Consider the following 22,455-nt stretch of genomic DNA (forward strand, 5'->3'; position numbering starts at 1 on the left):
GCTGCAATTTGTTTTTTCTGTTCGTTTGCGACTTCATGGATTGTGAAAGGTGAGTGAATTTTGGGAAACAAGAAGGTTAAGAGTGGTTAACGATTATACTTAATTTCTTTCACGAAAAAACACGAAAGACGTAAGAATGAAGCAAAAGGAAGGAGAATATGATGGTATAAGCATTTATGTAAACAATTTTGAATTAAGAAAGGATGAACGGAATGAAGGACATGAAGATCAAGGTGAACAGAATTGATCTTCATTTAGTGGATTTCGGTGGACAGGGAGAACCGATTATTTGTGTTCACGGTTTAACGGCGAACAGTCGGTTTTGGGATGCGGTCGCAGAGAGACTGATAGATCGTTACCATGTACTTGCCGTTGATTTAAGGGGACGCGGTGATAGCGAAAAGCCGACATTAGGTTACAATGTACGCCAGCATGCAGAAGATATTTTGGGAGTTATTGATTTTTTTGGGTTTGAAAAAATCGTTTACATGGGGCATTCTCTCGGTGCTCTTATTGGAGCGTGTTTTGCGGCAACTTATCCGGAGCGGTTGTCTCGGTTAGTTCTCGTTGATGGAGGAGTCGATGTCGATCTGCAAGTCTACGAGAAAATTCGTCCGGCGATTGAACGGCTTGATATCGTATTTCCTGATTTTGCGACCTTTTTAAGCGAAATGAGAAAAAATCCGTTTTTCGATGAATGGAATGAATATGTGGAGCAGTATTTTTATGCCGATGTTGAACATCGACCAGATGGTTCAGTGTGTTCAAAAGCAAGCAAACAGGCAATCTTGGAGGAGATAAAAGCACTTAGAGAAACATCGATTAACGTGTTCCATGAACAAATTCAGACTCCAACGTTACTTTTATGGGCTCCAGATTGTTTTAAAGATGGCAAAACATTTATGGTAACAAGAGAACAAGGGGAAAAACTGGCTGCTACTTTGCCAAACAGCCGTTTTGTTGAAATAAAAAATGCGAATCATTATTCCATTATTTTGTCGAAGTATAAACAATTGATTCGCGAAGTAAAAGATTTTTTAGAGTCAACAAAAATAAAAGGGTGATAAAAAATGAGAAAAGTAGAGTTAAAATCTGTGAAATTACCGAATGGAGAAACAATTGGCTATAGGGAGAGGGAAGGAGGGGACAAAGTTGTTCTTCTCGTTCACGGCAACATGATTTCCTCGAAGCATTGGGACCTTGTTTTTGAAAGTATGGATGAAACATATAAGCTGTACGCTCTGGATTTACGTGGTCAAGGAGTTTCGTCGTATAACCAACCTATTAACTCGTTAAAAGACTTTTCAGAAGATGTAAAACTCTTTGTTGATGCGCTCGATCTACAAAAATTCTCACTTGTCGGCTGGTCCATGGGTGGCGGTGTCAGTATGCAGTTTGCTGCTGATTATCCTGATTATGTGGAAAAGCTTGTGCTGCTTGCTTCATTATCTACAAGAGGATATCCGCTTTACAAAGTCAATGAGAATGGGCAGCCAGTATGGACTGAACGACTCAAAACAAAGGAAGAAATCGCTCAAGACACAGCTAGAAGCATCCCGATATCGAATGCTTATAAAAATAAGGATAAAGAATTTTTAAGACAACTATTCAATCTCACCATGTATACGCACAATCAGCCATCTCCCGAAAGATATGACGTCTACCTAGACGATGTGTTAACACAGAGAAATTTGCTTGATGTCTATTACGCGATGAATCGCTTTAATATTAGCCGAAAACATAATGGGCTTGTAGAAGGAACGGGGGAAGTAGAGCGTATTACCGCCCCAACACTGATCATTTGGGGAGAGCATGATTTAATTGTAACGAAAACCATGCAGAAGGAAATTGTTGAAGATTTTAGAGGGATGGCAAAGTTTGTGATATTGCCTAATACAGGCCACTCACCATTAATCGATCATCTTGATGGTCTGTTAAAAGAATTGGATCGTTTTCTTCGTTCATAGGGGATTACTAGAGGAAGAGAGGGATCTTTTCCTCTAGTTTTTGTTCATTAATAAAATGCTTCGTTTAATTCCCAAGATTCAACGATTGCATAAGCCGTTTGCGGGTCAAATCCTCTACCGATTAAATATGTCATTGCTGCGATTTCTTGCAGCGCGTGTGCAAACGATGTCGTCTGCGCTTCTTTTAAACCGTATTGAACAAAAGGAGCAATCGTGCTGAGTGTCTGGTCTTTTAACTGAGGATACAAAGGTTGTTTTATTTGCTGATGTGCTATCATCTCAGACTGTGGGTATTGCGGAAATTGGGTAACTGTTTGAGGTTGGTAATAAGGTGTTGGATAGGGAATAGAGTAATAATGCATGCTTTAACTTCCTTTCTTTATGTTTCTCTAATTTTAAACTCAACTTATACTATGTTCCGCTATTGTCCCTTGTATTAGATATATGCCTATTTTTAGGCGATGTCTTTGGGATAAAGCAAGTAGCAAGATGTTGTGTTAACATATGGCTCAGAAGGAAATAAACTTCATGGAAAAGAATTTGTCCTTGCTATTTCAACAGGGGGCTAGAGGCAGCATATCAAGCAGGTGAATATAATCAATATTCGATGAGCGAAGTTACGTGTTTTCTTCACGCAATAGTCGATTTAATAGGGACGCATTTTCTTACCATCCTTTATTGTTTACGGTGTAAGAAACTTAACGGACGAACAGCTGCAAGAAAGCGCTGAGCAATGAGTAAACCATATTACCAAACCACTATTGTGTTTAGGACGAAAAGAGGGGGACAAAAATTATCAGCCCCCCTGATTTTATGAATTTTTTCCGCTGGATTATGATAGTTTTACAACCGTTCTGCCACGTAGTTTGCCTTTTAGAATATTCGATAATGCATCAGGAAGTTGTTCAAGAGTTACTTCTTGGGCAATAGATTCTAGTAAATGATCAGGTTTTAAATCGTTAGCCATTCGTTCCCAAATTTGTTTTCGTAATTCCATTGGGCAATATACAGAATCGATACCAAGTAAGTTAACTCCACGTAGGATAAATGGGAAGACGGTCGTTGGAACGTCGGCGCCACCCGTTAACCCACTGACAGCTACTGAACCGTTATATTGGATTCTGCTAAGGATAGCGGCAAGGGTTCTTCCGCCAACAGGGTCAACGGCTGCTGCCCAATATTGTTTATCTAATGGGCGGATCTGTTCTGGACAAACTTCTTCACGAGAGAGGACTTCTTTTGCACCGAGTGCGCGCAAATATTCATGTTCTGTTTCTTTGCCTGTACTTGCGACAACATGATAGTTTCGTTTTGCTAACATGGAAACAGCGATGCTTCCAACTCCACCAGTTGCTCCTGTAACGAGTACTTTTCCTTTTTCAGGAGTTAATCCATTTTCTTCTAAACGATGGATAGACAATGCAGCAGTAAACCCTGCAGTCCCTAAAGCCATTGCTTCTTTTAGTGTTAATCCTTTTGGTAGAGGCACAATCCAATCTCCAGGAATACGGGCATATTCACTATAACCTCCGTAATGAGACACACCGATTTCATAGCTCGTTGCAATGACTTCGTCCCCTTCTTTAAATCGCGGGTCTTTAGAAGAAGCAACAATACCGGCAAGATCGATTCCTGGGACAAACGGATACGATTTAACAATTTTTCCATTCGGAATGGAGGCTAACCCATCTTTATAGTTGACACTGGAATAGGCAACCTTAATGACGACATCTCCTTCTGGAAGGTCATTCATAGAGATGGTTTGTACATTCACTGTAAAATCTGTCTCCGTTTTGTTCACTACTAAGGCTCTGAATTGATCCACTTGACATCCCCCTTATAGCTTATTCATATTCTTGCCTATTACGATAACAAAATTATTCTGTCCGGTCAAAATATTTTTGTCGTCAAAATTATGTATAATATCGTTATGATCGAAATCAAGAGGTGACTTTATGAAGAAAAAAGCGGAAGAAAGGCGAGAACAAATTTTAAGGGCTGCTTTTCAAGCGGTTTCAGATAAAGGATACGAAACGGTTACATTACAGGATATTGCTGATTATGCAGGTGTAAGCAAAGGAGTTACGAACTATTACTTTGAAAATAAGGAAGATGTTTTTTTAAGCTTGTTGGAATGGGTGACGGATCGTATTTATCAACAAGAGTATAAAGCGGTTAGTAAACAAACAACGGCGATCGAAAAATTAGAGGCATACCTCTACTCTGTTTTTATCAATCCAGAAAAAAATAAAAAATTTTACAAAGTTTATCTTGACTTTATGGCGCAAGCAAGTCGAAATCCGCAATATCGGCAAATTAATCTAAAGTTTTACGAAAACTGTTGGAAAATAGGCCGTGATATTGTTTCGCTCGGTCAAAAAGAAGGAACATTTTCACCTGACATTCATGTAGATACAGCTTCAAAAATGATTCGATCGATCATTGATGGATGTCTCATTCAATGGTTAATGCGTGATGAAGATCATCTTCATGAGTTTTATAAGAATACTTGCTATGAGGTTATTTTAAAATATTTAAAATAAGCAAATCGTCTATTTATCGCTTTTGTCGAATCGTTTACTAAAGCTTCATATTATCCCAATGTTACTATTTTAAAAAACATTGCACACTCAAAGTAAAATGTTTATAGGGATAGAAGCAGTTGTTTTCGTTACAACTATATATTAAAAAGCCGAGAGACTTATCTCTCGGTCATAAAACGATTGTTTTGCAATTTTTGTAGAAATGATTGGTACCCATAAATAATAACAGCATATGAAAGAAAGGAAAGAAAAACATGGATCGGTTTAAAGTTGACTAATTTATATACTTTGAGCCGTTGAAAGAGAGCTGTTAAAGGATAGGCGAATGTGTAGTTCATCATCGCATTGGTTATAAGGTATAACCAAAACTTACTGTACGTAAAATGAAAAATCCATATGGTTCCTACGAAAAAAGGACCAAAAATAAAGCTTAAATCGTTCGTAATTTTTCGTTTCATGCTTCCTTGCACAGTCCACCATTGATATGGAATCGACAACATGCTCATCAATACGACCAATAATGATGCAAAGAAGGATACGGGAAGAAATCTCTTTAAAGAGTTTCTTGGTAGAAAGAAAACGGTAAACCAAGACAAAATGATAAGACTTGCTCGGATGAAAGTCGGTAACATTCTTAGCTTCTCCTTTCTTTTCTTATATCACTATGTTGTCAAAAAAAAGTAGTATTATTCTTGCATATGTAAACAACACGTCTAATGGCTACTTTCGTTTATTACCAAATCACTATATTAATTTGTTAAAATATGGTAAAAAATCGTTGACAATCAAAAAATCAAACCATACAATAACAATAAGCTAGTGGTTTATTTAGAAAATTGAAAAAATAGGTGTGTATAGTATGCTTAAGCAGGCAAAAGGGAGAATCGGACGAAATGCGGTGTTGCTCGCTCTGATGGAAGAAGAGGAAGAAACGGAAATAATCGCTCATTTAGATGCGCTTGAGTGGCGCTATTGCAAAGGAAAAGTCGGCTCGATGGAGCTGCAAAAAATTGTCGCTTCCATTGAAACAGCTGCGAAGCGGAATCATATTGTGAACAGCGAATTATATCGGGAAATGCATGCGTTGTATCATGCTGTCCTTGAGGCGGTAAGTGGCGTAACGAGAGGGCAAGTAGAGTTAGGAGATTTAATGAGAACAGTCGGCCTTCGTTTCGCCGTTGTCAGAGGAAAACCGTATGAAAACAGTGATGAAGGGGAATGGATTGCTGTTGCCTTGTACGGTACGATTGGCGCGCCGATTCGCGGACTGGAACACGAAACAATTGGACTTGGGATTAACCATATTTAATTAGCCTATAGTTTTTTAGTTCAGTAGGAGGCTATATATCGCAACAAAAAAACGGTTGCAGATATAGCCTCCTTCTTTATTTCTCTAAAGTAATGGGGTGTGAAGAGGATGATTATTTTAAACGGTCATACATTAACACTAGAGGAAGTTAAACGGGTACTGTATGGAGAAGAAATCGTCATCGCTTCTAAAGAAAGTATGGGGGCAGTAGAAAGAAGCAGAAAAGCCGTCGAGGATATCGTTGACGATAAAAAAGTCGTTTATGGCATTAATACCGGCTTCGGAAAGTTTAGTGACGTGCTCATTGATGCTGATGATGTCGAAGAACTGCAATGGAATCTTATTCATTCACACGCGTGCGGTGTAGGCGAACCGTTTCCGGAAGTAGTGTCCCGTGCGATGCTGCTTCTGCGGGCAAATGCTCTTTTAAAAGGATATTCCGGTGTTCGTCCAGTTGTGATTGAACGGTTATTGGATTTGTTGAATGCGAAAATTCATCCGGTCATTCCGCAGCAAGGTTCACTTGGGGCAAGCGGTGACTTAGCTCCTCTTTCTCACTTGGCACTCGTGCTATTGGGAGAAGGGGAAGTATTTTATCACGGACAACGGGTACCGGCGATCGAAGCTTTAGCAAAAGAGGGAATTGCTCCGCTCACGTTAAAGGCAAAAGAAGGCTTGGCGTTGATTAACGGAACACAAGCAATGACGGCGATGGGTGTTGTCGGCTATTTGGAAGCGGAACAATTAGCGTATGAAAGTGAAGTGATTGCGGCCCTGACGATAGAAGGATTGCACGGAATTATTGATGCTTTTGATGAGCGCGTTCATCTTGCTCGCGGCTACAAACAGCAAACAGAAGTGGCAGCGAGAATCCGTGATTATTTAACAGACAGTCAACTAATCACAAGACAAGGCGAATTGCGTGTGCAGGATGCTTATTCTCTTCGCTGCATCCCGCAAGTGCATGGCGCTTCATGGCAAGCGCTCGACTATGTGAAGGAAAAATTGGAGATTGAAATCAATGCTGCAACGGACAATCCGCTTATTTTTGAGGACGGAGCGAAAGTGATTTCCGGAGGCAATTTTCATGGACAGCCGATTGCTCTTGCGATGGATTTTATGAAGATTGCTGTGGCTGAGCTGGCAAATATTTCAGAGCGGCGGATTGAACGGCTTGTGAATCCGCAACTAAATGATTTGCCACCGTTTTTAAGCCCGTCGCCTGGACTTCAGTCGGGAGCGATGATTATGCAATATGCCGCAGCTTCGCTTGTCTCGGAAAATAAAACGCTCGCTCATCCGGCAAGTGTCGATTCAATTCCATCATCAGCTAATCAAGAAGATCACGTGAGCATGGGAACAATCGCTTCCCGTCACGCTTATGCCATCTTGCAAAACACAAGACGAGTGATTGCGATTGAACTCATCTGTGCGATGCAAGCTGTTGAATATCGCGGTATTGAGAAAATGGCATCGAAAACTCGCCGGTTTTACGAAGAAGCACGAAAAATGATTCCATCGATCACGAAAGACCGCATTTTTTCGAAAGATATCGAAGCAGCAGCACGATGGTTGAAAGACATTGATTGGCCCTTTTTTCTCAAAATCTTGACACCAACTAATCAACATTAATCTAAGGAGGGAATGATAGTGAGTCAAACAACTTCACGCAACATTAAAGCAAAAAAAGGCTTGGAATTGGAATGCAAAGGATGGGAACAGGAAGCCGTTCTTCGTATGTTGTATAACAACTTAGACCCAGAAGTAGCTGAAAAACCGGAAGAACTGATTGTATATGGCGGCATCGGCAAAGCCGCAAGAAACTGGGAAGCGTTCGATGCGATTGTAAAAGCATTAAGGGAGTTAGAAAAAGATGAAACGCTTCTCATTCAATCAGGAAAACCGGTCGGCGTGTTTAAAACGCATGAACGCGCTCCAAGGGTTCTTCTCTCTAACTCAGTCCTTGTGCCCAAATGGGCGACTTGGGAGCATTTCTATGAACTAGATAAAAAAGGATTAATCATGTATGGCCAGATGACGGCAGGCAGCTGGATTTATATTGGTACACAAGGCATTTTGCAAGGGACGTATGAAACATTTGCGGCGGTGGCCAAACAACACTTTGGTGGAACATTGAAAGGGACGTTAACATTGACTGCTGGGTTAGGCGGCATGGGTGGAGCACAACCTCTTGCCGTAACAATGAATGAGGGAGTCGTCATTGCTGTTGAGGTAGACTCAGGACGTATTCAAAAACGGTTAGATACGAAATATTGCGATCGCATGACCGATTCGTTGGATGAAGCGCTTCTTTGGGCATACGAAGCAAAAGAAAAGGGAGAACCTCTGTCCATCGGACTTGTTGGCAATGCGGCGGACGTGCACCATGAATTATTAAAACGCGGGGTAAAAATAGATATTGTCACCGATCAAACGTCGGCGCACGATCCGCTAAACGGTTATATTCCTGCAGGGATGTCGCTAGAAGAAGCGGCCGAATTAAGACGAAATAACCCAAATGAATATGTGCGCCGCTCCAAACAAAGCATGGCAAGACATGTGAAAGCGATGCTTGAGTTTCAAAAGCGTGGGGCAATCGTATTCGACTACGGTAACAACATTCGCCAAGTCGCAAAAGATGAAGGAGTCGAGAATGCATTTGCGTTTCCAGGATTCGTCCCAGCATATATCCGCCCGCTCTTCTGCGAAGGAAAAGGACCATTCCGCTGGGCGGCTTTATCCGGGGACCCAGAAGATATTTATCGGACAGATGAGCTCATTAAGGAGTTGTTTCCAGAAAACAAAGCACTCATTCGATGGATTGAGATGGCGCAAAAGAAAGTAGCATTCCAAGGCTTGCCTGCGAGGATTTGTTGGCTCGGTTACGGCGAGCGTGTAAAAATGGGGCTTGCTATCAACGAATTAGTACGCAAAGGAGAGCTAAAAGCACCGATTGTAATTGGCAGAGACCATCTTGATTGTGGTTCCGTTGCTTCGCCAAACCGTGAGACAGAAGCGATGAAAGATGGAAGTGACGCCATTGGCGATTGGGCAATATTGAACGCACTCATTAATACAGCTGCTGGCGGCTCATGGATTTCCTTCCATCATGGCGGAGGCGTAGGTATAGGGTATTCTTTGCATGCGGGTATGGTGGTTGTTGCTGATGGTACGAAATTAGCAAAAGAACGTTTGGAACGCGTCTTGACGACTGACCCTGGCATGGGCGTTATTCGCCATGCAGATGCCGGTTATGAGCGCGCCATTGAAGTAGCGAAAGAAATGAATATTACAATCCCGACGTTAAGGGGAGAAAGTTCATGACGAAACATTTCGATACACTTATTGTCAACATCGGTCAGCTTCTAACAATGGAAGGGGATGGACCAGCGAAAGGGGAGAGAATGAAAACGCTCCCCGTTCTAGAACATGCTGCAGTCGGTATCAAGGATGGAAAAATCGCGTTTATCGGCAAAAACGAGGAAACGAAAAACTTTCATGCAGATAGGATGATTAACGCTAGCGGTAAGCTTGTTTCTCCAGGGCTTGTTGATCCGCATACACATCTTGTTTTTGGCGGGTCACGAGAGCATGAGTTAGTATTAAAACAACAAGGCGTTTCGTATTTAGAAATTTTAAAAAGAGGCGGCGGTATTTTATCAACTGTACAAGCGACAAGAAAAGCAAGCGAGGAAGAGTTGTTCGAAAAAGCGAAGTTTCACCTTGATCGGATGTTATCATATGGAGTTACAACGGTCGAGGCGAAAAGCGGATACGGTTTGGATGAGGATACAGAGTTGAAACAGCTGCGGGTCATAAAGCGTCTACAAAACGAACATCCAGTTGACCTTGTTTCAACATTTCTTGGCGCACATGCGATTCCGCCTGAATATAAAAACAATCCAGACGATTTTCTGGTAAGGATGCTGAATCTGCTTGATATCATTCAAAAGGAAGAGCTAGCTGAATTCGTAGACATTTTCTGTGAAACAGATGTCTTTACGATAGAACAGTCCCGCATGTTTTTACAAGCGGCCGAAGCGAAAGGGTTTAATGTGAAAATCCATGCTGATGAGATTGACTCGCTCGGTGGAACGGAACTGGCGGTTGAATTAGGAGCGGTTAGCGGCGATCATCTCGTTGGCGCATCAGCTGCTGGCATTGAACGGCTTGCCGGTTCGGATACGATTGCTGTGCTACTTCCAGGTACTTCGTTTTATTTAGGAAAAGAAAAATATGCTAGAGCGCGCGACATGATTGAAGCAGGTGTAGCAGTAGCACTCGCAACGGATTTTAATCCAGGCAGTTCGCCGACGGAAAACTTACAGTTGATGATGTCGTTCGCTGCCTTAAAGCTCAAAATGACACCAGAGGAAATTTGGCATGCGGTAACGGTGAATGCGGCTTACGCGATTAACCGCGGAGAGGAAGCAGGACGCATCGCTCTTGGAAGAAAAGCGGATATCGTCATTTGGGATGCCACGAATTATGCGTATATTCCGTACCATTACGGTGTCAACCATGTAAAAACAGTATTGAAAAAGGGCAAAGTGGTTGTGGAAAGGGGCCGAAACGATGCAACCATTTCGGTTTCTTAAAGAAGCGGGAAGAGCGGTATTTCAAGACCGATATGTGAAAAGAGCGAGCGATATGTTGCGCGAATGGGACGGAAAGGATGGAGGAAGCATCGGAATTATCGGTGTTCCTCTATCGAAATCGTCCATCAGTCACTCAGGAGCGGTTTTTGCTCCTGGTGTGATTCGCAAAATGCTCTCTTCCTACAGCACTTATTCCATTGAAGAAGATATCGATTTGTTAGATTCTGTGATTACCGATTATGGTGATATTGTGATGCATCCAACGGATATCGTTGAGTCACAGAAGCGCATCGCAGAAACAATGGAACAACTTGTTGTCGTTCATCCAGATGCGTTACTCATCGTCCTTGGCGGCGATCACTCCATCAGCTTTCCCGCTGTGAGCGGATTTAAGAAGCGCTGGAAAAAAATCGGCGTCATTCAATTTGATGCCCACCATGACTTGCGAAATTTAGAAGACGGGGGGCCGACGAACGGAACTCCGTTTCGAAATTTAATCGAATCCGATGTGCTCAAAGGAAGCCATCTTATTCAAATCGGCATTCGAGATTTTATGAATAGTAAAACTTATACGGAATATGGAAAAGAGCATGGCATTTCTATCTATACAATGAAAGACGTTCGAAATCGAGATATAAAAGAGATTATTAAGGAAAGCGTTCAACAGCTTGAAAAAGAAGTAGATGCCATTTATGTCTCAGTGGATATGGATGTTCTTGATCAAGCGTATGCACCAGGATGTCCAGCAATTGGTCCAGGCGGAATGGAAAGTGCTTCTTTATTAGATGCGGTAGCCTTATTAGGGGAATACGATATAGTGAAAGCGATGGATATCGTCGAAATTGACCCGACAATCGATTTTCGTGATATGACAAGCCGTACAGCCGCATGGGTGATTATGCAGTTTTTAAAAGGAAAGAAAAAAGCGGGATGGATTTGATGTAAATGATAAAGAGGGTGTCATCATCATGAGTGAGCCACCCTCTTTTTTGCATGTTATTAAGGACTAGAAGCTTTTTTATAACGGTATTGTTGCCATTGATAGCGAATAAAACATCCAACACAAAACCCGAGGATGGCGACAAATGCCGCTAACGCTACCATTGCTGTGAAGATGTATGCGACGACCATCTAATGAGCTAAGTAACTCATCAATCCAACAGAAAGACATACAACGGCAATCACTTGGTTGAACTGCTGCTGGTCAGCATCTTCCGGGACATACTCAGAAGGATGCTTCCTTAAAAACAACTTTGCAAAACGCATAACAGGATTAAAACCAAAGAACAGTCCAAGCAATCCGGCACCTAACGGCAAAGCAAGCAACCATTCTTGTCCTGACAGCCATGTTGCAACAACACTTATGACAATAAACCATTGATTGGCTCTTACAAGCGGACGAGGGATAGAGCGATTCGTTTGTTGCATTTTTATCTCTACCTTTCTTATAGGATTATATGAATTTTACTACTGTTTGGTGATTTTGTGAAGACGGATGAATATTTTTGAAAAATGAAACAATAAAGCACATACTAGTACAGTTGAAGAAGAAAGGAGGGTTTTTTATGGGACAACCTTGGTCGGCTGAACACGTTGTTTCGCAACAGTTAGCGCGGCAGTTAATAAACGAACAGTTTCCGGAGCTTGAAGTTACTCATTTGCAGGAGTTAGGGGAAGGATTTGATAATACGGTTTTTGTTGTGAATGATCGTTATGTGTTTCGGTTTCCACGTCGTGCTATTGCGGCTGATTTACTTAAAATGGAAAATCGTATTCTTCCACAATTAGTTCCGTACTTACCAGTTGAGATTCCAGAACCTATCTTCATCGGAAAGTCAAGTAGTCTATATCCTTGGCCGTTTACGGGATACCGATTGGTAAGTGGTAAGACACCAGGAACATTAACGAATCAAACAAGATTAAAATCGATAAAGCCATTAGCGGAATTTTTACGAGCATTGCATCATTTCCCTATTCAAAAAGCGAAAGAGCTTTCTTTGCCTTATGATCCATTGCATCGCTTAGATATAGCAAAAAGAAAACAACAACTTGAAGCGCATATTGGACAAATTAAATCTATGGGGCTATGGAATGACCATTCTGTTTTAGACCTATACGTATCTTCCATACGTCCTATTAACTATAAAAATAGGGAAGTATTCGTTCACGGTGATCTTCATTTTCGCAATTTACTAGTGAATGACGAAGGAATTTTATTTGGAGTTATCGACTGGGGAGATGCTCATATCGGTCATCCAGCTGTGGACTTAGCCATCGTTTATAGCTTCTTGCCGCCAGAAGGTCGAGCGTTGTTTTATGAGATTTATGGTCATGTTGATGATGAAACAAAAAAGCTTGCTCAGTTTCGAGCGGTCTATACCTCTGTTATATTACTTTTATACAGCTATGATTTAGGAGACATACAAATGATAGAGGCAGCAAAAGAGAGTTTGAAGCTTGCACTAACGGAACACGTACAATAGCTAGTTATCCTAATATTATAAAGAAACTTTTTTTTTAAAAGGCCGCTACTATTTAATGAGATGAGTCGTATTCATCAAAAGGTGTTGATCTTTTCATTCAAAATCAGTAACTTTTTTACATCAATCTCCTATCTCTAAACGAAATGTAGATGAAAAAGAGTCGGTTTCCAAATATTTTAATGCTGTATCGTCTTTTCTTTGTTATAATAATGTAAAAAATTTACTAATTTCTTTACAAATTAGGAGTAAGTCGGCGGTGGAACGAGAATGAAAGCATTTCGTATATCTTGGCATGCTGTTATTGAAGATGGAAGTGTGTTAGACGGACGAAGCCTGATATATGCTGATTCTGAGAAGAAAGCAGTCGAAAATTTAATCATCCAAAAGGCAAAAGAATATCGCATAAAGCATGAATGGATACGAATTGAGACAGTAACAGAGATCCCTAACCTTCAAACAGATGAAACGTAATCACTAGTTTTTCACAGAGTTATACACAAATGTGAGAAAGTAAGTAAAAAAAGAAATACACGAATTCACAATCTTTATTCACAGTATTTACATTAAAAAGAATAAATGATCTACACTTATGAAAATGAGGCTGACCCAAAAACAAAGTGTCAGCCCCTCGCTATTACTGATTACGGTTTTTGTTTTGGTGAATCCCAGCAGCTGCAGCGCGTGCTTCTGCCTCTAAATCTTCATGATCAGCGAGTTCTCGTGAATATTCTACATCTAAGCCGTCAGATTTTAAATTTTTTGGTACTTGTGGAAGACTGGTTTTGTTTTTATCCCGTGTTCTTTGTCCTCGAGATCTTCCCATGACAAATGCCTCCTAAATCATAATATGAATCAGTATGATTCATTAAATAGGATGGCATTGTATGAACAAATCATAAGTGGAAGTATTCGGTTAATGTCTTGCCTTTTTTGCAGTATAGCCGCCAGCTTGGTCTGCTAACTTAAAGTCGCGAGCATAAGTGACTTCTTGTGCCCTTGATAATGTACTTTTTATTTTATCCCGTTTCTTTTTATCAGCCATAGATAACACCCTCCGCTTGAAAAATGTAATCATCCACATTGTTGACAAATCCGTATCGGCTTATTCAAAAAAATGGGGCTGACCGAAAAAGTAAAGTGTCAGCCCCTTTAAAATTTGTTCTTATGCTTCTTTTAATTGTTGGTCTTGTTCAATAGTAGAAGGACAACGCATTGTATAAAGGGTGTAATTATCCTTCGAAATTTCATATAAATTGTATATATCTTGACCATTGTTAATTTGCTCCAGCAGACTTTTTCGGGTTTCATTTGCAAAAGTCACATAAGGCAGCTTTTCGGCTGCTTTAATGGAGCGAATATTGACCTTGCGAATACGCATAAAAATCGTCTCAATGGAGAGTTCAAAAAATAACTCCTTAAAAAATGCATCTTTTGCACGTTGATTATATCCTTTGCCATGATAAGGTTTTCCGAGCCACGTTCCTAAAAAACCAGCATTGTCTTGGATATCAAACAAATTAATCGTACCAATGGGATTTCCCCATTCGTCCAAAATCGTCCGCGAAATGAGTTCTCCGCGTTCCTCTGCTTCAATTGTTTGCTTTGTAATAAACAAAAATTCTTCATATGAGTTTGCTTTATGGCGCACAAAAGGGAAGACCTCCGGGTGCACCATCAGTTCGTAAAGCGCATGACACTCTTGAAGATCACGTTTTTTTAGTATCATATTTCCCTCCTGTTCTGAGGGCAGTTCATCGCAGGTAAACCACCCTCGAAATTTTTTAATTTATTCAAATCAAAAAATTTCGGGGTGGGAATCGAACCCACTAGAACCAGCAGATTAGAGCTGGTGGCGCACCATTTGCCTTCCCTTTACATTTATGATCAATATCGAATTGTAGACAAGTTGTTCTTTTATGTTTTTTAAAACAGTCTATTCCATCATACTCGAAATGAGAAAAAAAAGAAATAGTTTTTTTGTTAAATTTTTGTGTAGATTATTTCCCCATTTACCATTGTTAGGAGAGGTTTAGCTAAATAGTGAAAAGGATGATAGCTCCACAAGACAATGTCTGCGTCTTTTCCAGGTTCTAAGCTGCCGATTCGGTGTTCCACTCCTAAATTGCGGGCCGGAAGAATCGTAATTCCTTCAAGCGCTTTTTGCTCGCTTAATCCTTCGCGGACCGCAATCGAAGCACAAATGTTTAAATATTGAATCGGAGTATAAGGGTGATCAGTCGTAATGGAAACTTCCAATCCGATATCGTTAAGAATTTTATACGTCTCCCAGCTTTTATTTTTTAACTCAACTTTTGAGCGCCTTGTTAGTGTTGGCCCAACGGAGACTTTTAAGTTTTTGCCCTTAAGTTCTTCTACGATTAGATGGCCTTCTGTGCAGTGCTCAATCCGCAAATCCAAATCAAATTCTTCAGCAAAGCGAATGGCGGAAATAATATCATCAGCACGGTGGGCATGAATACGTACGGGAATTTCCCGTTTTAATGCTTGAATAATTGGAATGACACGAAAATCATCCGTATTGTCGCAATGCTTTGCTCTATAAAATGCTTCCCGCAGCATTCCCATAATTCCCATGCGGGTAATCGATTCTTTGTTTCCATGGCTGTGAATCCGCTTTGGATTCTCACCAAGAGCAATTTTGAGCCCTGCTGTTTCGCGAATAATCATTTTCGAGATATTTTTTCCATAGGTTTTAATGACTGACGTCGTTCCGCCGATTACATTGGCGCTTCCCGGCATAATATGAACGGCCGTAATGCCATGAGTAATGGCATCGCGAAATCCAGGGTCAAGCGGATAAACGCTGTCGATTGCCCGGGTATGAGGGGTTATCACCTCAATCGTTTCATTGGCATCGTTTCCTGCCCAACCCGTTCCCTCATCATATAAACCTAAATGGGTATGCACATCAATAAATCCAGGAAACAAATATTTTTCGGAACAATCGATGACTTGCGTATCTGCATCTGCTTCAAGCTGACGCCCTATTTTTTTAATTTTCCCATTTTCAACAAGTAAATCACCGTTTGTTACAGGTTCTGACGTAATTGGATAGATAGTTGCGTTTTTAAATAATATTTTTTTCATTGTAAACTCCCTTACTATTCTTGAGGTTCATTAACTACGATTGTAATATGTCATAAAGCGCTTCTTCAAGATAAGGGAAGGAAAAATTAAATCCCAATTTTTGTAGTTTTTCTGGCAATACTTGTTGTCCCTCAAGGACTAGAATACTCATTTCGCCAAGCAGCAGTCTTAAAGCAAAGTCAGGCACAGGCAGCCAATGAGGCCGATGAAGAACTTTAGCAACGGTTTGACCAAATTCCTTCATTTTTGTTGGATGTGGCGCGGTAATATTAACAGCACCAGAGATATTTTGGGTATTTAATATAAATTCAATGGAACGAACGACATCTTTTATATGGACCCACGAGAGCCATTGATCTCCGGAACCGACCGTTCCACCAATGAAAAGCTTGTATGGCAATACGATTCGCGGAAGCGCCCCTTCTTCTTTGCCGAGAATAATACCGAAACGGGTGAATACGGTACGGACCCCCAATTGTTCCGCTTTTTTTGCTTCTTCTTCCCATGCGATGACTGTGCGGGCAAGAAAGTCGTTGACTGTTTTGGTACTTGATTCTGTAAAAACTTCATTCCACGATGTTCCGTAAATGCCGATGGCGCTGGCATTAATTAAGACTTCAGGTTTGTGTTCTAATTTTGTCATTAACTCTAATACCGCTTTTGTTGCCGATAAGCGGCTGTTCATAATCCGTTGCTTTCGTTTTTCTGTCCAACGGCCGCTGTTAATGGACTCGCCGGCTAAATTAATGAAGGCATCGAGTGAGGAAATGTATTTTTCAGGTTGGCTTTCTGGCGTCAGCCATTCAATATAATGAATGCGGTCATTTGTCGAGGGGCGTGCTTTTCTTGTTAATATATAAACGTCATGTCCTTGTTTTTCCAGATAACTCGTTAAGGCTTTTCCAACAAAGCCCGTTCCGCCGGCAATGGCAATTTTCATCTTTCATCACCTGTCTATTTTATTTTTATGCTATGCATTTTCGCTTATTGTTAAGGAAATTCCTTTTTTAAATGTGCTACGATACATAATGAGGTGTTGTCGATGGCTTTAATTACAAAAATTACGGCACAAAAAGATAATCATGAACGGTTTAACGTATACATGGACCGGGGAAAAGGGGAAGAGTTTGCCTTTAGTGTTGACCAAGATGTGTTAATTAAATTCCAATTAAAAAAAGGGAAAGAAGTTGACGAGCTTGATATTCAGCAAATTTTATACGAAGATGACGTAAAAAAAGCGTATAATACCGCCTTGCGCTTTCTTGCCTATCGCATGCGATCAGAAAAAGAAGTAGCGGATTATTTGCGAAAAAAGGGGATTTTGGAGCCGATTATTCGCGAAGTGTTTCATAAGCTGCGCGAATATAATTACGTCAATGATAAAGAGTTTGCCGCTGCTTATGTGCGCACGCAAAAAAATACAACTGCGAAAGGTCCGGAGGTTATTCGCCAGGAGCTTTATGATAAGGGGATTTCGGAGCCGCTTATCGCTGAAGCGCTCGAACAGTTTACTTTTGAAGAACAGCTTGCGACCGCAGGCAAGTTATATGAAAAAGCAAAAAAGCAAAATAAGAAATTTTCTTCGCAACAATGGAAACAACATATGGAGCAATTGCTGCGCCGCAAAGGTTTTTCATGGGAAATTATTCAACAAGTAATGAGCGAAAAAGGCGATGAGACAGATGAACAAGAAGAATGGGAAGCGCTTGAATACCACGGGTGGAAGGCGCATCGGCGCTATGAAAAATACGAAGGATTTATGTATGAACAAAAGATGAAACAAGCTCTTTACCGTAAAGGGTTTTCGCTTGAGATGATTGAACAATTTTTGCAACGTTTAAAGGAAGAACAGTAGGAGAAAAACTCTCCTACTGAATAATAATTTCAGGCTGGCCGTTGTCTTCGGCAATGATTTGCCGCGCTACTTCTTTTGCAGTGCGCAGACGCGAGCGGTCTTTAATATGATCGGTTCCTTCCCAAAACGGCGTATCCATTCCGCCCATATAGACAGCGGTAACAGAGATATTTGTTTGTTCCAGTTCTTTTACAAGGCTCTCGCTAAAACCTCTAACAGCAAATTTGCTCGCAACATAGACGGATTCGTTTACTTTTCCTCTTAGGCCGGCAGTGGAAATAATATTGAGAATTTTGGCTTTTGGAATGGTATGAAAGTAAGGTAAAAATGCTTTTGTCATAAAAATAGTGCCTTTCACATTTGTTTCGATCATATCATGAATTTGTTCCTCGGTAAGCGATGTGAACGGCCCAAAATACCCTACGCCGGCGTTATTGATTAAACAAGTCACTTGATGGCGTTTCAAAATCTCCTCTACGGTTGCTTTGACGTTTTCGTAATTGCGAATATCCAGCGTGTAGCTGAATGCTGTTCCGCCGCGTTGTTCAATTTCTTTTTGCACAGCTAAAAGAGGGTCCAAGCGTCTGCCTGTTAAGATGATTGTATTTCCTTGTTCGGCATACTGCAGAGCCAGTTCTTTACCCAACCCGGTGCCTGCACCGGTAATGACGATTGTTTCCATGTTTCATCTCTCCATTTTATAAAAATCGTTCGTATCTTATTGTATCGCAGTTTGCTTTTGTTTGAAAAAAATATTTCTAATATAATAAAGAAAAGGGGGAGACAAATGTGAGAGAACTTCATCAACAAAAACGTTACAGTGAAATGACGGAATATGAGTTAAAGCAAGAAATTGCCGCATTGACAGAAAAAGCGCGTAAGGCGGAACAAATGGGGATCGTTAATGAATTTGCCGTTTATGAACGGAAGATTGCCATGGCAAAAGCCTATTTGTTAAATCCCGAAGATTTTAAACCTGGAGAGATATATGAAATTGTCGGGGATCCCGGCTCTTTTTTCAAAATTAAATATTTAAACGGAGTATTCGCCTGGGGGTATCGTTTAAACGGAAACGGCGAAGAAGAGGCGCTGCCGATTTCGCTTCTTTCCAAAGCCCGGTAATTAGCGGAAAGAGGCTGACTAAAGAGCGTCTGGCCTCATGTACAATAATTGGCAGATGAGGTTTGACACTTTACTTTAAGTCAGCCCTTTTCTTCATCATATTACGTTACGATTGTTTTCGGGTTTGTCGCTCAAGAATAATTAAATCTTGTGTTTGTTGTGTTTCGCCATTTACTTGTGAATGGGCATGTTTCGGGTTTGCCCACGGTTGTTGAAAAGGGTTAGAATAAAGGTTATCATAAAACTTCTTTTTTGAATTTCGGCCCATGACAAAACACCTCCAAATGGTGTGTAACAATGATTAAAACTGATCAGATCGTTCACCGGAAGCACGCATTCGCTCTTGCGGATGAGTGTTGGTTGTACCATCTGCACGTTTTGAGGCATACTCAGCTTTCGCGCGTGGCTCTCCTTCAAACTTGTTATTGTTTTGATTCGGAAAAGCTCGTTCTTTGTTCCGCATTGCTGTACACCTCCTTCGTTTTGTAAGCGACCATCGCTTTATGATTGAGCAGTAACGTTTTTCACTGTATTGCTCGTGTTGAGGAACAACACGTATTTTTATTATTAAGAAGTTTGTTTGCACTTATGTGTTCAAATACTGGTATTGGAGGTGAATAAAAGATGATGGACATGAACGATTATTTTGAACGATTAACGAATTATTTGCTTGAAAAAAATCAATCATTAGCTTACGCACAAGCGCGTACATGGGTGGAACTGTTATGGGAAGATTTTGAAACAACGTATGCGCGTGCTGGTTACTCATATAAAGGAAAAGAATTGACGGAGATGGTTGTGCGCAGGTGGATTGACCAGTACGGAGCGCGCTTGCATGAGTTTAAGACGAATAATCCGAAATATAAACATTTGCTTAATCAAGAGGATTATCTGAAGCATTAACGAAAAGAGGCGAACTCAAAAGCAAAGTGTTAGCCCCCATAAACATAATATATAGGATATAACTTGGATAAGAACGCTATATCTTATAGGGATTATGCGTGAGGTCAGACAATTATGATTCAGCCTCTTCAGAGTGTAGGCAAAAATAGGGTTCAGACTTAACGTCTGAACCCTATTCTGATGAAAAAGAGCTGGGAAATGAAAAGACTTCTAATTTGGGATTAATTCGAGTTTTTTTCGCAATTTTCCTTCGCTGAAAATCCAACCTGTATAAGAGCTGACAATGTTTAAATCAAGATCAAGCTGAACGACGGCAACAAACGGATAGTAGCCTTTATTACGATAGCGCAAATCGGTAAAACGAACTTCGTAATGGTCGTTATATTCATTGATTTCCCAACGATATACGGGAGAAAACGATAAAAAGGCAGATAAATTATCATCTTTTTTAGCCGCCTCAATAATTGGATTATTGGGTACAGGGCATTTTTCAAAAGTGTCTAAAATCGAAATCTGTCCATACTTTGCACGTGCTACATAAAAATATTTTTTTGCGATGATGGCTAAGTGCCACTCATTGTAGCGAATCGTGGGCACGATAATAATGTCTTCTACATCGGGAATGAGTTTATGGACCGCCTTTTTTATGGTGAGTTGTTGGCGAAAACGTACGATGTAATATCCCGCTAATATGATATAAATAAATAAAAATGTATATCCAGGATGTGTACCGGAAAAGACAGCAGCGATTCCTACAATATGCATCACGAAAATGAATGGGTCAAATGTATTAATAAGTCCAAGGGCAATCCATTTTTTTGTGAAAGGTCGCAATGCTTGCGTTCCATAAGCGTTAAAAATGTCAACAAAGACATGAAGAATAACTGCAATAAATGTCCAAATCCATAAATGAAACCAATTTACTTCAGGATAGAAGTAGTATATAATTCCGCTAATGAGTAAAGGCCATAATAGCACAGCAGGAATGGAATGTGTAATTCCGCGGTGATTGCGAATATATTTTGCATTATTTTTTAGTTTTAAAATGGTATCTAAATCAGGTGCCTGTGATCCTGCCAATGTACCGATTAATACTGCTTTTGCCAGCGTTGGGTCTTGGGCAACAACTGGGTCTAATGCCGCCATACTTCCTAAAGCAATCCCCATTACAATATGCGTACCTGTATCCAATCAAGGGACCTCCTTAACATTTCTATTCGATAGTGTGTCCACATTTTTTTGAAAAAAGAGGATCTTATCACGATAAATCGGTTGAAAATTTTTGTTGATTATCATATAACAGAAGCAAACGTCATTCAATAATTATTTTCAGCATTATGTGGAAACATACGCCATCTGAAGTTCATTTTTATGCATAAAAATAGTTGCAAATGACAGTTGGTGTTATTGTTAGTTTATCATCTTGGAGGAAGCAGCGTGAATCAAAATGTAAAACAAATTATAGAAGGATTTGATATAAAGGCATTTCAAAACGATTTAATTGGTTGGTTTGAGAAAGAACAACGTGATTTGCCATGGAGAAAAAATCAAGACCCGTATAAAGTATGGGTATCGGAAATCATGTTGCAGCAAACGAGAGTAGATACCGTAATTCCGTATTTTAATCGTTTTATTGAGCAATTTCCTACGCTGGAATCTTTAGCGGAAGCAGACGAGGAAAAAGTGTTAAAAGCTTGGGAAGGACTTGGATACTATTCACGTGTCCGCAATTTACATGCGGCGGTAAAGGAAGTGAAAGAGACATATGGCGGAAGAGTACCGAATACAGCAGAAGAATTTTCAAAGCTGAAAGGCGTTGGACCTTATACGACGGGGGCAGTGTTAAGTATCGCTTACGGAATTCCCGAGCCAGCAGTAGACGGGAATGTGATGCGGGTATTGTCACGGATTTTTTTAGTATGGGAAGATATTGCAAAGGCAGGAACGAGAAAGGTTTTTGAAGAAATTGTAAGACAAATTATTTCTTATGATAACCCGTCTTATTTTAATCAAGGGTTAATGGAATTAGGGGCGTTAATTTGTGTTCCCGGCAGGCCGTCCTGTCTGCTTTGCCCTGTTCAAGCCCATTGCCGTGCCTTCCATGAAGGTGTTCAGTCCGAGCTTCCGGTAAAAACAAAAAAGGGAAAAGTGAAAGAAGTACAAATCAGCGCAGCTGTTTTAGAAAATGAAGAAGGAAAAATATTAATTCATAAACGGCCAAACGAGGGGTTATTAGCTAACTTATGGGAATTCCCGAACTGTGAAACACCATTAACGTTGGAAAATCCAAAAGAGCAATTAAGAAATTTTTTACGAATAGAATACGGGATGGAAGTAGAATTGGCACAACCGTTTGCTACGATTCAACACGTTTTTTCCCATTTAATTTGGAACATTGTCGTTTATCAAGGTAAAATCGTTGGTGATATAAAGGAAACAGAGAGACTAAAACTAGTCGACAAACAAGAAATCGAAAACTACGCTTTCCCTGTCTCCCACCAGCGCATTTGGGGTCTGACCCCCACTACGTTAAAGTGTTAAAGTGTTTGGTGGGGAATTCCCCACCA

Annotated in this window: 26 protein-coding genes and 1 pseudogene; 14 read left to right on the forward strand and 13 right to left on the reverse strand. The window is 40.5% G+C overall.

What is annotated here, in order from left to right; translation table 11 throughout:
• The first annotated feature begins 212 nt into the window (after positions 1–212).
• Together HNQ85_RS14090 and phaZ are read left to right on the forward strand one after the other, a co-directional pair.
• Positions 213–1,064 carry an alpha/beta fold hydrolase gene (locus HNQ85_RS14090; protein ID WP_181538358.1) on the forward strand — a complete coding sequence of 284 codons (852 nt, stop codon included), beginning with the start codon at positions 213–215 and terminating at the stop codon, positions 1,062–1,064.
• Between the two features lie 6 nt (positions 1,065–1,070).
• Positions 1,071–1,967 carry an intracellular short-chain-length polyhydroxyalkanoate depolymerase gene (phaZ, locus tag HNQ85_RS14095; RefSeq protein ID WP_181538359.1) on the forward strand — a complete coding sequence of 299 codons (897 nt, stop codon included), beginning with the start codon at positions 1,071–1,073 and terminating at the stop codon, positions 1,965–1,967.
• A 47-nt stretch (positions 1,968–2,014) separates the two neighbouring features.
• Here phaZ and HNQ85_RS14100 read toward each other — a convergent pair whose 3' ends face one another.
• Together HNQ85_RS14100 and HNQ85_RS14105 are read right to left on the reverse strand one after the other, a co-directional pair.
• Positions 2,015–2,329, reverse strand: a complete 315-nt coding sequence (locus tag HNQ85_RS14100) for a hypothetical protein (RefSeq protein ID WP_181538360.1) — start codon at positions 2,327–2,329, stop codon at positions 2,015–2,017.
• Between the two features lie 470 nt (positions 2,330–2,799).
• Positions 2,800–3,792: an acrylyl-CoA reductase family protein gene (locus HNQ85_RS14105; protein ID WP_181538361.1), complete on the reverse strand. Its 993-nt coding sequence runs from the start codon at positions 3,790–3,792 to the stop codon at positions 2,800–2,802.
• Between the two features lie 130 nt (positions 3,793–3,922).
• Here HNQ85_RS14105 and HNQ85_RS14110 point away from each other — a divergent pair, with 130 nt between their 5' ends.
• On the forward strand, positions 3,923–4,510 hold the full coding sequence (locus HNQ85_RS14110) for a TetR/AcrR family transcriptional regulator (RefSeq protein WP_181538362.1): 588 nt from the start codon (positions 3,923–3,925) through the stop codon (positions 4,508–4,510).
• Positions 4,511–4,668: 158 nt separating this feature from the next.
• Here HNQ85_RS14110 and HNQ85_RS14115 read toward each other — a convergent pair whose 3' ends face one another.
• Positions 4,669–5,142, reverse strand: coding sequence for a hypothetical protein (locus HNQ85_RS14115; RefSeq protein WP_181538363.1), 474 nt, complete (start codon positions 5,140–5,142; stop codon positions 4,669–4,671).
• A gap of 227 nt (positions 5,143–5,369) precedes the next feature.
• On the opposite strand from HNQ85_RS14115, the gene hutP reads away from it, so the two are divergent.
• The 5 genes from hutP (at position 5,370) to hutG (ending at position 11,357) form a co-directional block, all read left to right on the forward strand.
• Positions 5,370–5,819, forward strand: a complete 450-nt coding sequence (gene hutP, locus HNQ85_RS14120; RefSeq protein WP_181538364.1) for a hut operon transcriptional regulator HutP — start codon at positions 5,370–5,372, stop codon at positions 5,817–5,819.
• Between the two features lie 108 nt (positions 5,820–5,927).
• Positions 5,928–7,451 (forward strand): histidine ammonia-lyase, encoded by a 1,524-nt coding sequence (gene hutH, locus HNQ85_RS14125; protein ID WP_181538365.1) that lies wholly within the window; start codon positions 5,928–5,930, stop codon positions 7,449–7,451.
• A 42-nt stretch (positions 7,452–7,493) separates the two neighbouring features.
• On the forward strand, positions 7,494–9,143 hold the full coding sequence (hutU, locus tag HNQ85_RS14130) for a urocanate hydratase (RefSeq protein WP_409994141.1): 1,650 nt from the start codon (positions 7,494–7,496) through the stop codon (positions 9,141–9,143).
• Entirely contained in the window at positions 9,140–10,417 is a 1,278-nt protein-coding gene (gene hutI, locus HNQ85_RS14135; protein ID WP_181538367.1) for an imidazolonepropionase, read from the forward strand. Before hutU ends, hutI begins: the two co-directional genes overlap by 4 nt.
• Complete coding sequence (hutG, locus tag HNQ85_RS14140) at positions 10,395–11,357, forward strand: formimidoylglutamase (RefSeq protein WP_181538368.1); 963 nt, start codon at positions 10,395–10,397, stop codon at positions 11,355–11,357. The genes hutI and hutG overlap by 23 nt, the downstream gene beginning before the upstream one ends.
• A 59-nt stretch (positions 11,358–11,416) precedes the next feature.
• On the opposite strand, the pseudogene HNQ85_RS14145 reads toward hutG, so the two are convergent.
• A pseudogene (locus tag HNQ85_RS14145) lies at positions 11,417–11,845 on the reverse strand (DUF4395 domain-containing protein).
• Between the two features lie 137 nt (positions 11,846–11,982).
• On the opposite strand from HNQ85_RS14145, the gene HNQ85_RS14150 reads away from it, so the two are divergent.
• On the forward strand, positions 11,983–12,900 hold the full coding sequence (locus tag HNQ85_RS14150) for a phosphotransferase (RefSeq protein WP_181538369.1): 918 nt from the start codon (positions 11,983–11,985) through the stop codon (positions 12,898–12,900).
• A gap of 267 nt (positions 12,901–13,167) precedes the next feature.
• Positions 13,168–13,371: a hypothetical protein gene (locus HNQ85_RS14155; RefSeq protein WP_181538370.1), complete on the forward strand. Its 204-nt coding sequence runs from the start codon at positions 13,168–13,170 to the stop codon at positions 13,369–13,371.
• 163 nt (positions 13,372–13,534) lie between these two features.
• Here HNQ85_RS14155 and HNQ85_RS14160 read toward each other — a convergent pair whose 3' ends face one another.
• From HNQ85_RS14160 to HNQ85_RS14180, 5 genes are all read right to left on the reverse strand, one after another.
• Positions 13,535–13,723 carry a YfhD family protein gene (locus HNQ85_RS14160; RefSeq protein WP_181538371.1) on the reverse strand — a complete coding sequence of 63 codons (189 nt, stop codon included), beginning with the start codon at positions 13,721–13,723 and terminating at the stop codon, positions 13,535–13,537.
• A 90-nt stretch (positions 13,724–13,813) separates the two neighbouring features.
• A complete protein-coding gene (locus tag HNQ85_RS14165) occupies positions 13,814–13,942 on the reverse strand; it encodes a YfhE family protein (RefSeq protein WP_181538372.1) in 129 nt (42 codons plus the stop codon).
• 120 nt (positions 13,943–14,062) lie between these two features.
• Positions 14,063–14,623, reverse strand: coding sequence for a GNAT family N-acetyltransferase (locus tag HNQ85_RS14170; RefSeq protein WP_181538407.1), 561 nt, complete (start codon positions 14,621–14,623; stop codon positions 14,063–14,065).
• A 257-nt stretch (positions 14,624–14,880) separates the two neighbouring features.
• On the reverse strand, positions 14,881–16,008 hold the full coding sequence (locus HNQ85_RS14175) for an amidohydrolase (RefSeq protein WP_181538373.1): 1,128 nt from the start codon (positions 16,006–16,008) through the stop codon (positions 14,881–14,883).
• Between the two features lie 34 nt (positions 16,009–16,042).
• Positions 16,043–16,948 (reverse strand): TIGR01777 family oxidoreductase, encoded by a 906-nt coding sequence (locus tag HNQ85_RS14180; RefSeq protein ID WP_181538374.1) that lies wholly within the window; start codon positions 16,946–16,948, stop codon positions 16,043–16,045.
• A gap of 102 nt (positions 16,949–17,050) precedes the next feature.
• Between HNQ85_RS14180 and recX the strand changes: the two genes are divergently transcribed.
• Positions 17,051–17,863: a recombination regulator RecX gene (recX, locus tag HNQ85_RS14185; protein WP_181538375.1), complete on the forward strand. Its 813-nt coding sequence runs from the start codon at positions 17,051–17,053 to the stop codon at positions 17,861–17,863.
• Positions 17,864–17,876: 13 nt separating this feature from the next.
• Here the strand turns inward: recX and HNQ85_RS14190 are convergent, their stop codons facing one another.
• Positions 17,877–18,545 carry an SDR family NAD(P)-dependent oxidoreductase gene (locus HNQ85_RS14190; RefSeq protein ID WP_181538376.1) on the reverse strand — a complete coding sequence of 223 codons (669 nt, stop codon included), beginning with the start codon at positions 18,543–18,545 and terminating at the stop codon, positions 17,877–17,879.
• A 107-nt stretch (positions 18,546–18,652) separates the two neighbouring features.
• On the opposite strand from HNQ85_RS14190, the gene HNQ85_RS14195 reads away from it, so the two are divergent.
• Positions 18,653–18,985: a YfhH family protein gene (locus tag HNQ85_RS14195; protein ID WP_343046527.1), complete on the forward strand. Its 333-nt coding sequence runs from the start codon at positions 18,653–18,655 to the stop codon at positions 18,983–18,985.
• Between the two features lie 106 nt (positions 18,986–19,091).
• On the opposite strand, the gene HNQ85_RS14200 is transcribed toward HNQ85_RS14195, so the two are convergent.
• Both HNQ85_RS14200 and HNQ85_RS14205 read right to left on the reverse strand, forming a co-directional pair.
• Complete coding sequence (locus HNQ85_RS14200) at positions 19,092–19,253, reverse strand: YpzG family protein (protein WP_181538377.1); 162 nt, start codon at positions 19,251–19,253, stop codon at positions 19,092–19,094.
• 33 nt (positions 19,254–19,286) lie between these two features.
• Entirely contained in the window at positions 19,287–19,448 is a 162-nt protein-coding gene (locus HNQ85_RS14205; RefSeq protein WP_181538378.1) for a small, acid-soluble spore protein K, read from the reverse strand.
• Positions 19,449–19,618: 170 nt separating this feature from the next.
• Between HNQ85_RS14205 and HNQ85_RS14210 the strand changes: the two genes are divergently transcribed.
• Positions 19,619–19,888, forward strand: a complete 270-nt coding sequence (locus HNQ85_RS14210) for a YfhJ family protein (protein ID WP_181538409.1) — start codon at positions 19,619–19,621, stop codon at positions 19,886–19,888.
• A 210-nt stretch (positions 19,889–20,098) separates the two neighbouring features.
• Here HNQ85_RS14210 and HNQ85_RS14215 read toward each other — a convergent pair whose 3' ends face one another.
• Complete coding sequence (locus HNQ85_RS14215) at positions 20,099–21,079, reverse strand: metal-dependent hydrolase (protein WP_181538379.1); 981 nt, start codon at positions 21,077–21,079, stop codon at positions 20,099–20,101.
• A gap of 246 nt (positions 21,080–21,325) precedes the next feature.
• On the opposite strand from HNQ85_RS14215, the gene mutY reads away from it, so the two are divergent.
• On the forward strand, positions 21,326–22,429 hold the full coding sequence (gene mutY, locus HNQ85_RS14220) for an A/G-specific adenine glycosylase (RefSeq protein ID WP_181538380.1): 1,104 nt from the start codon (positions 21,326–21,328) through the stop codon (positions 22,427–22,429).
• Positions 22,430–22,455: the final 26 nt, after the last annotated feature.

Source organism: [Anoxybacillus] calidus (assembly GCF_013760845.1).
GTDB lineage: Bacteria > Bacillota > Bacilli > Bacillales > Anoxybacillaceae > Paranoxybacillus > Paranoxybacillus calidus.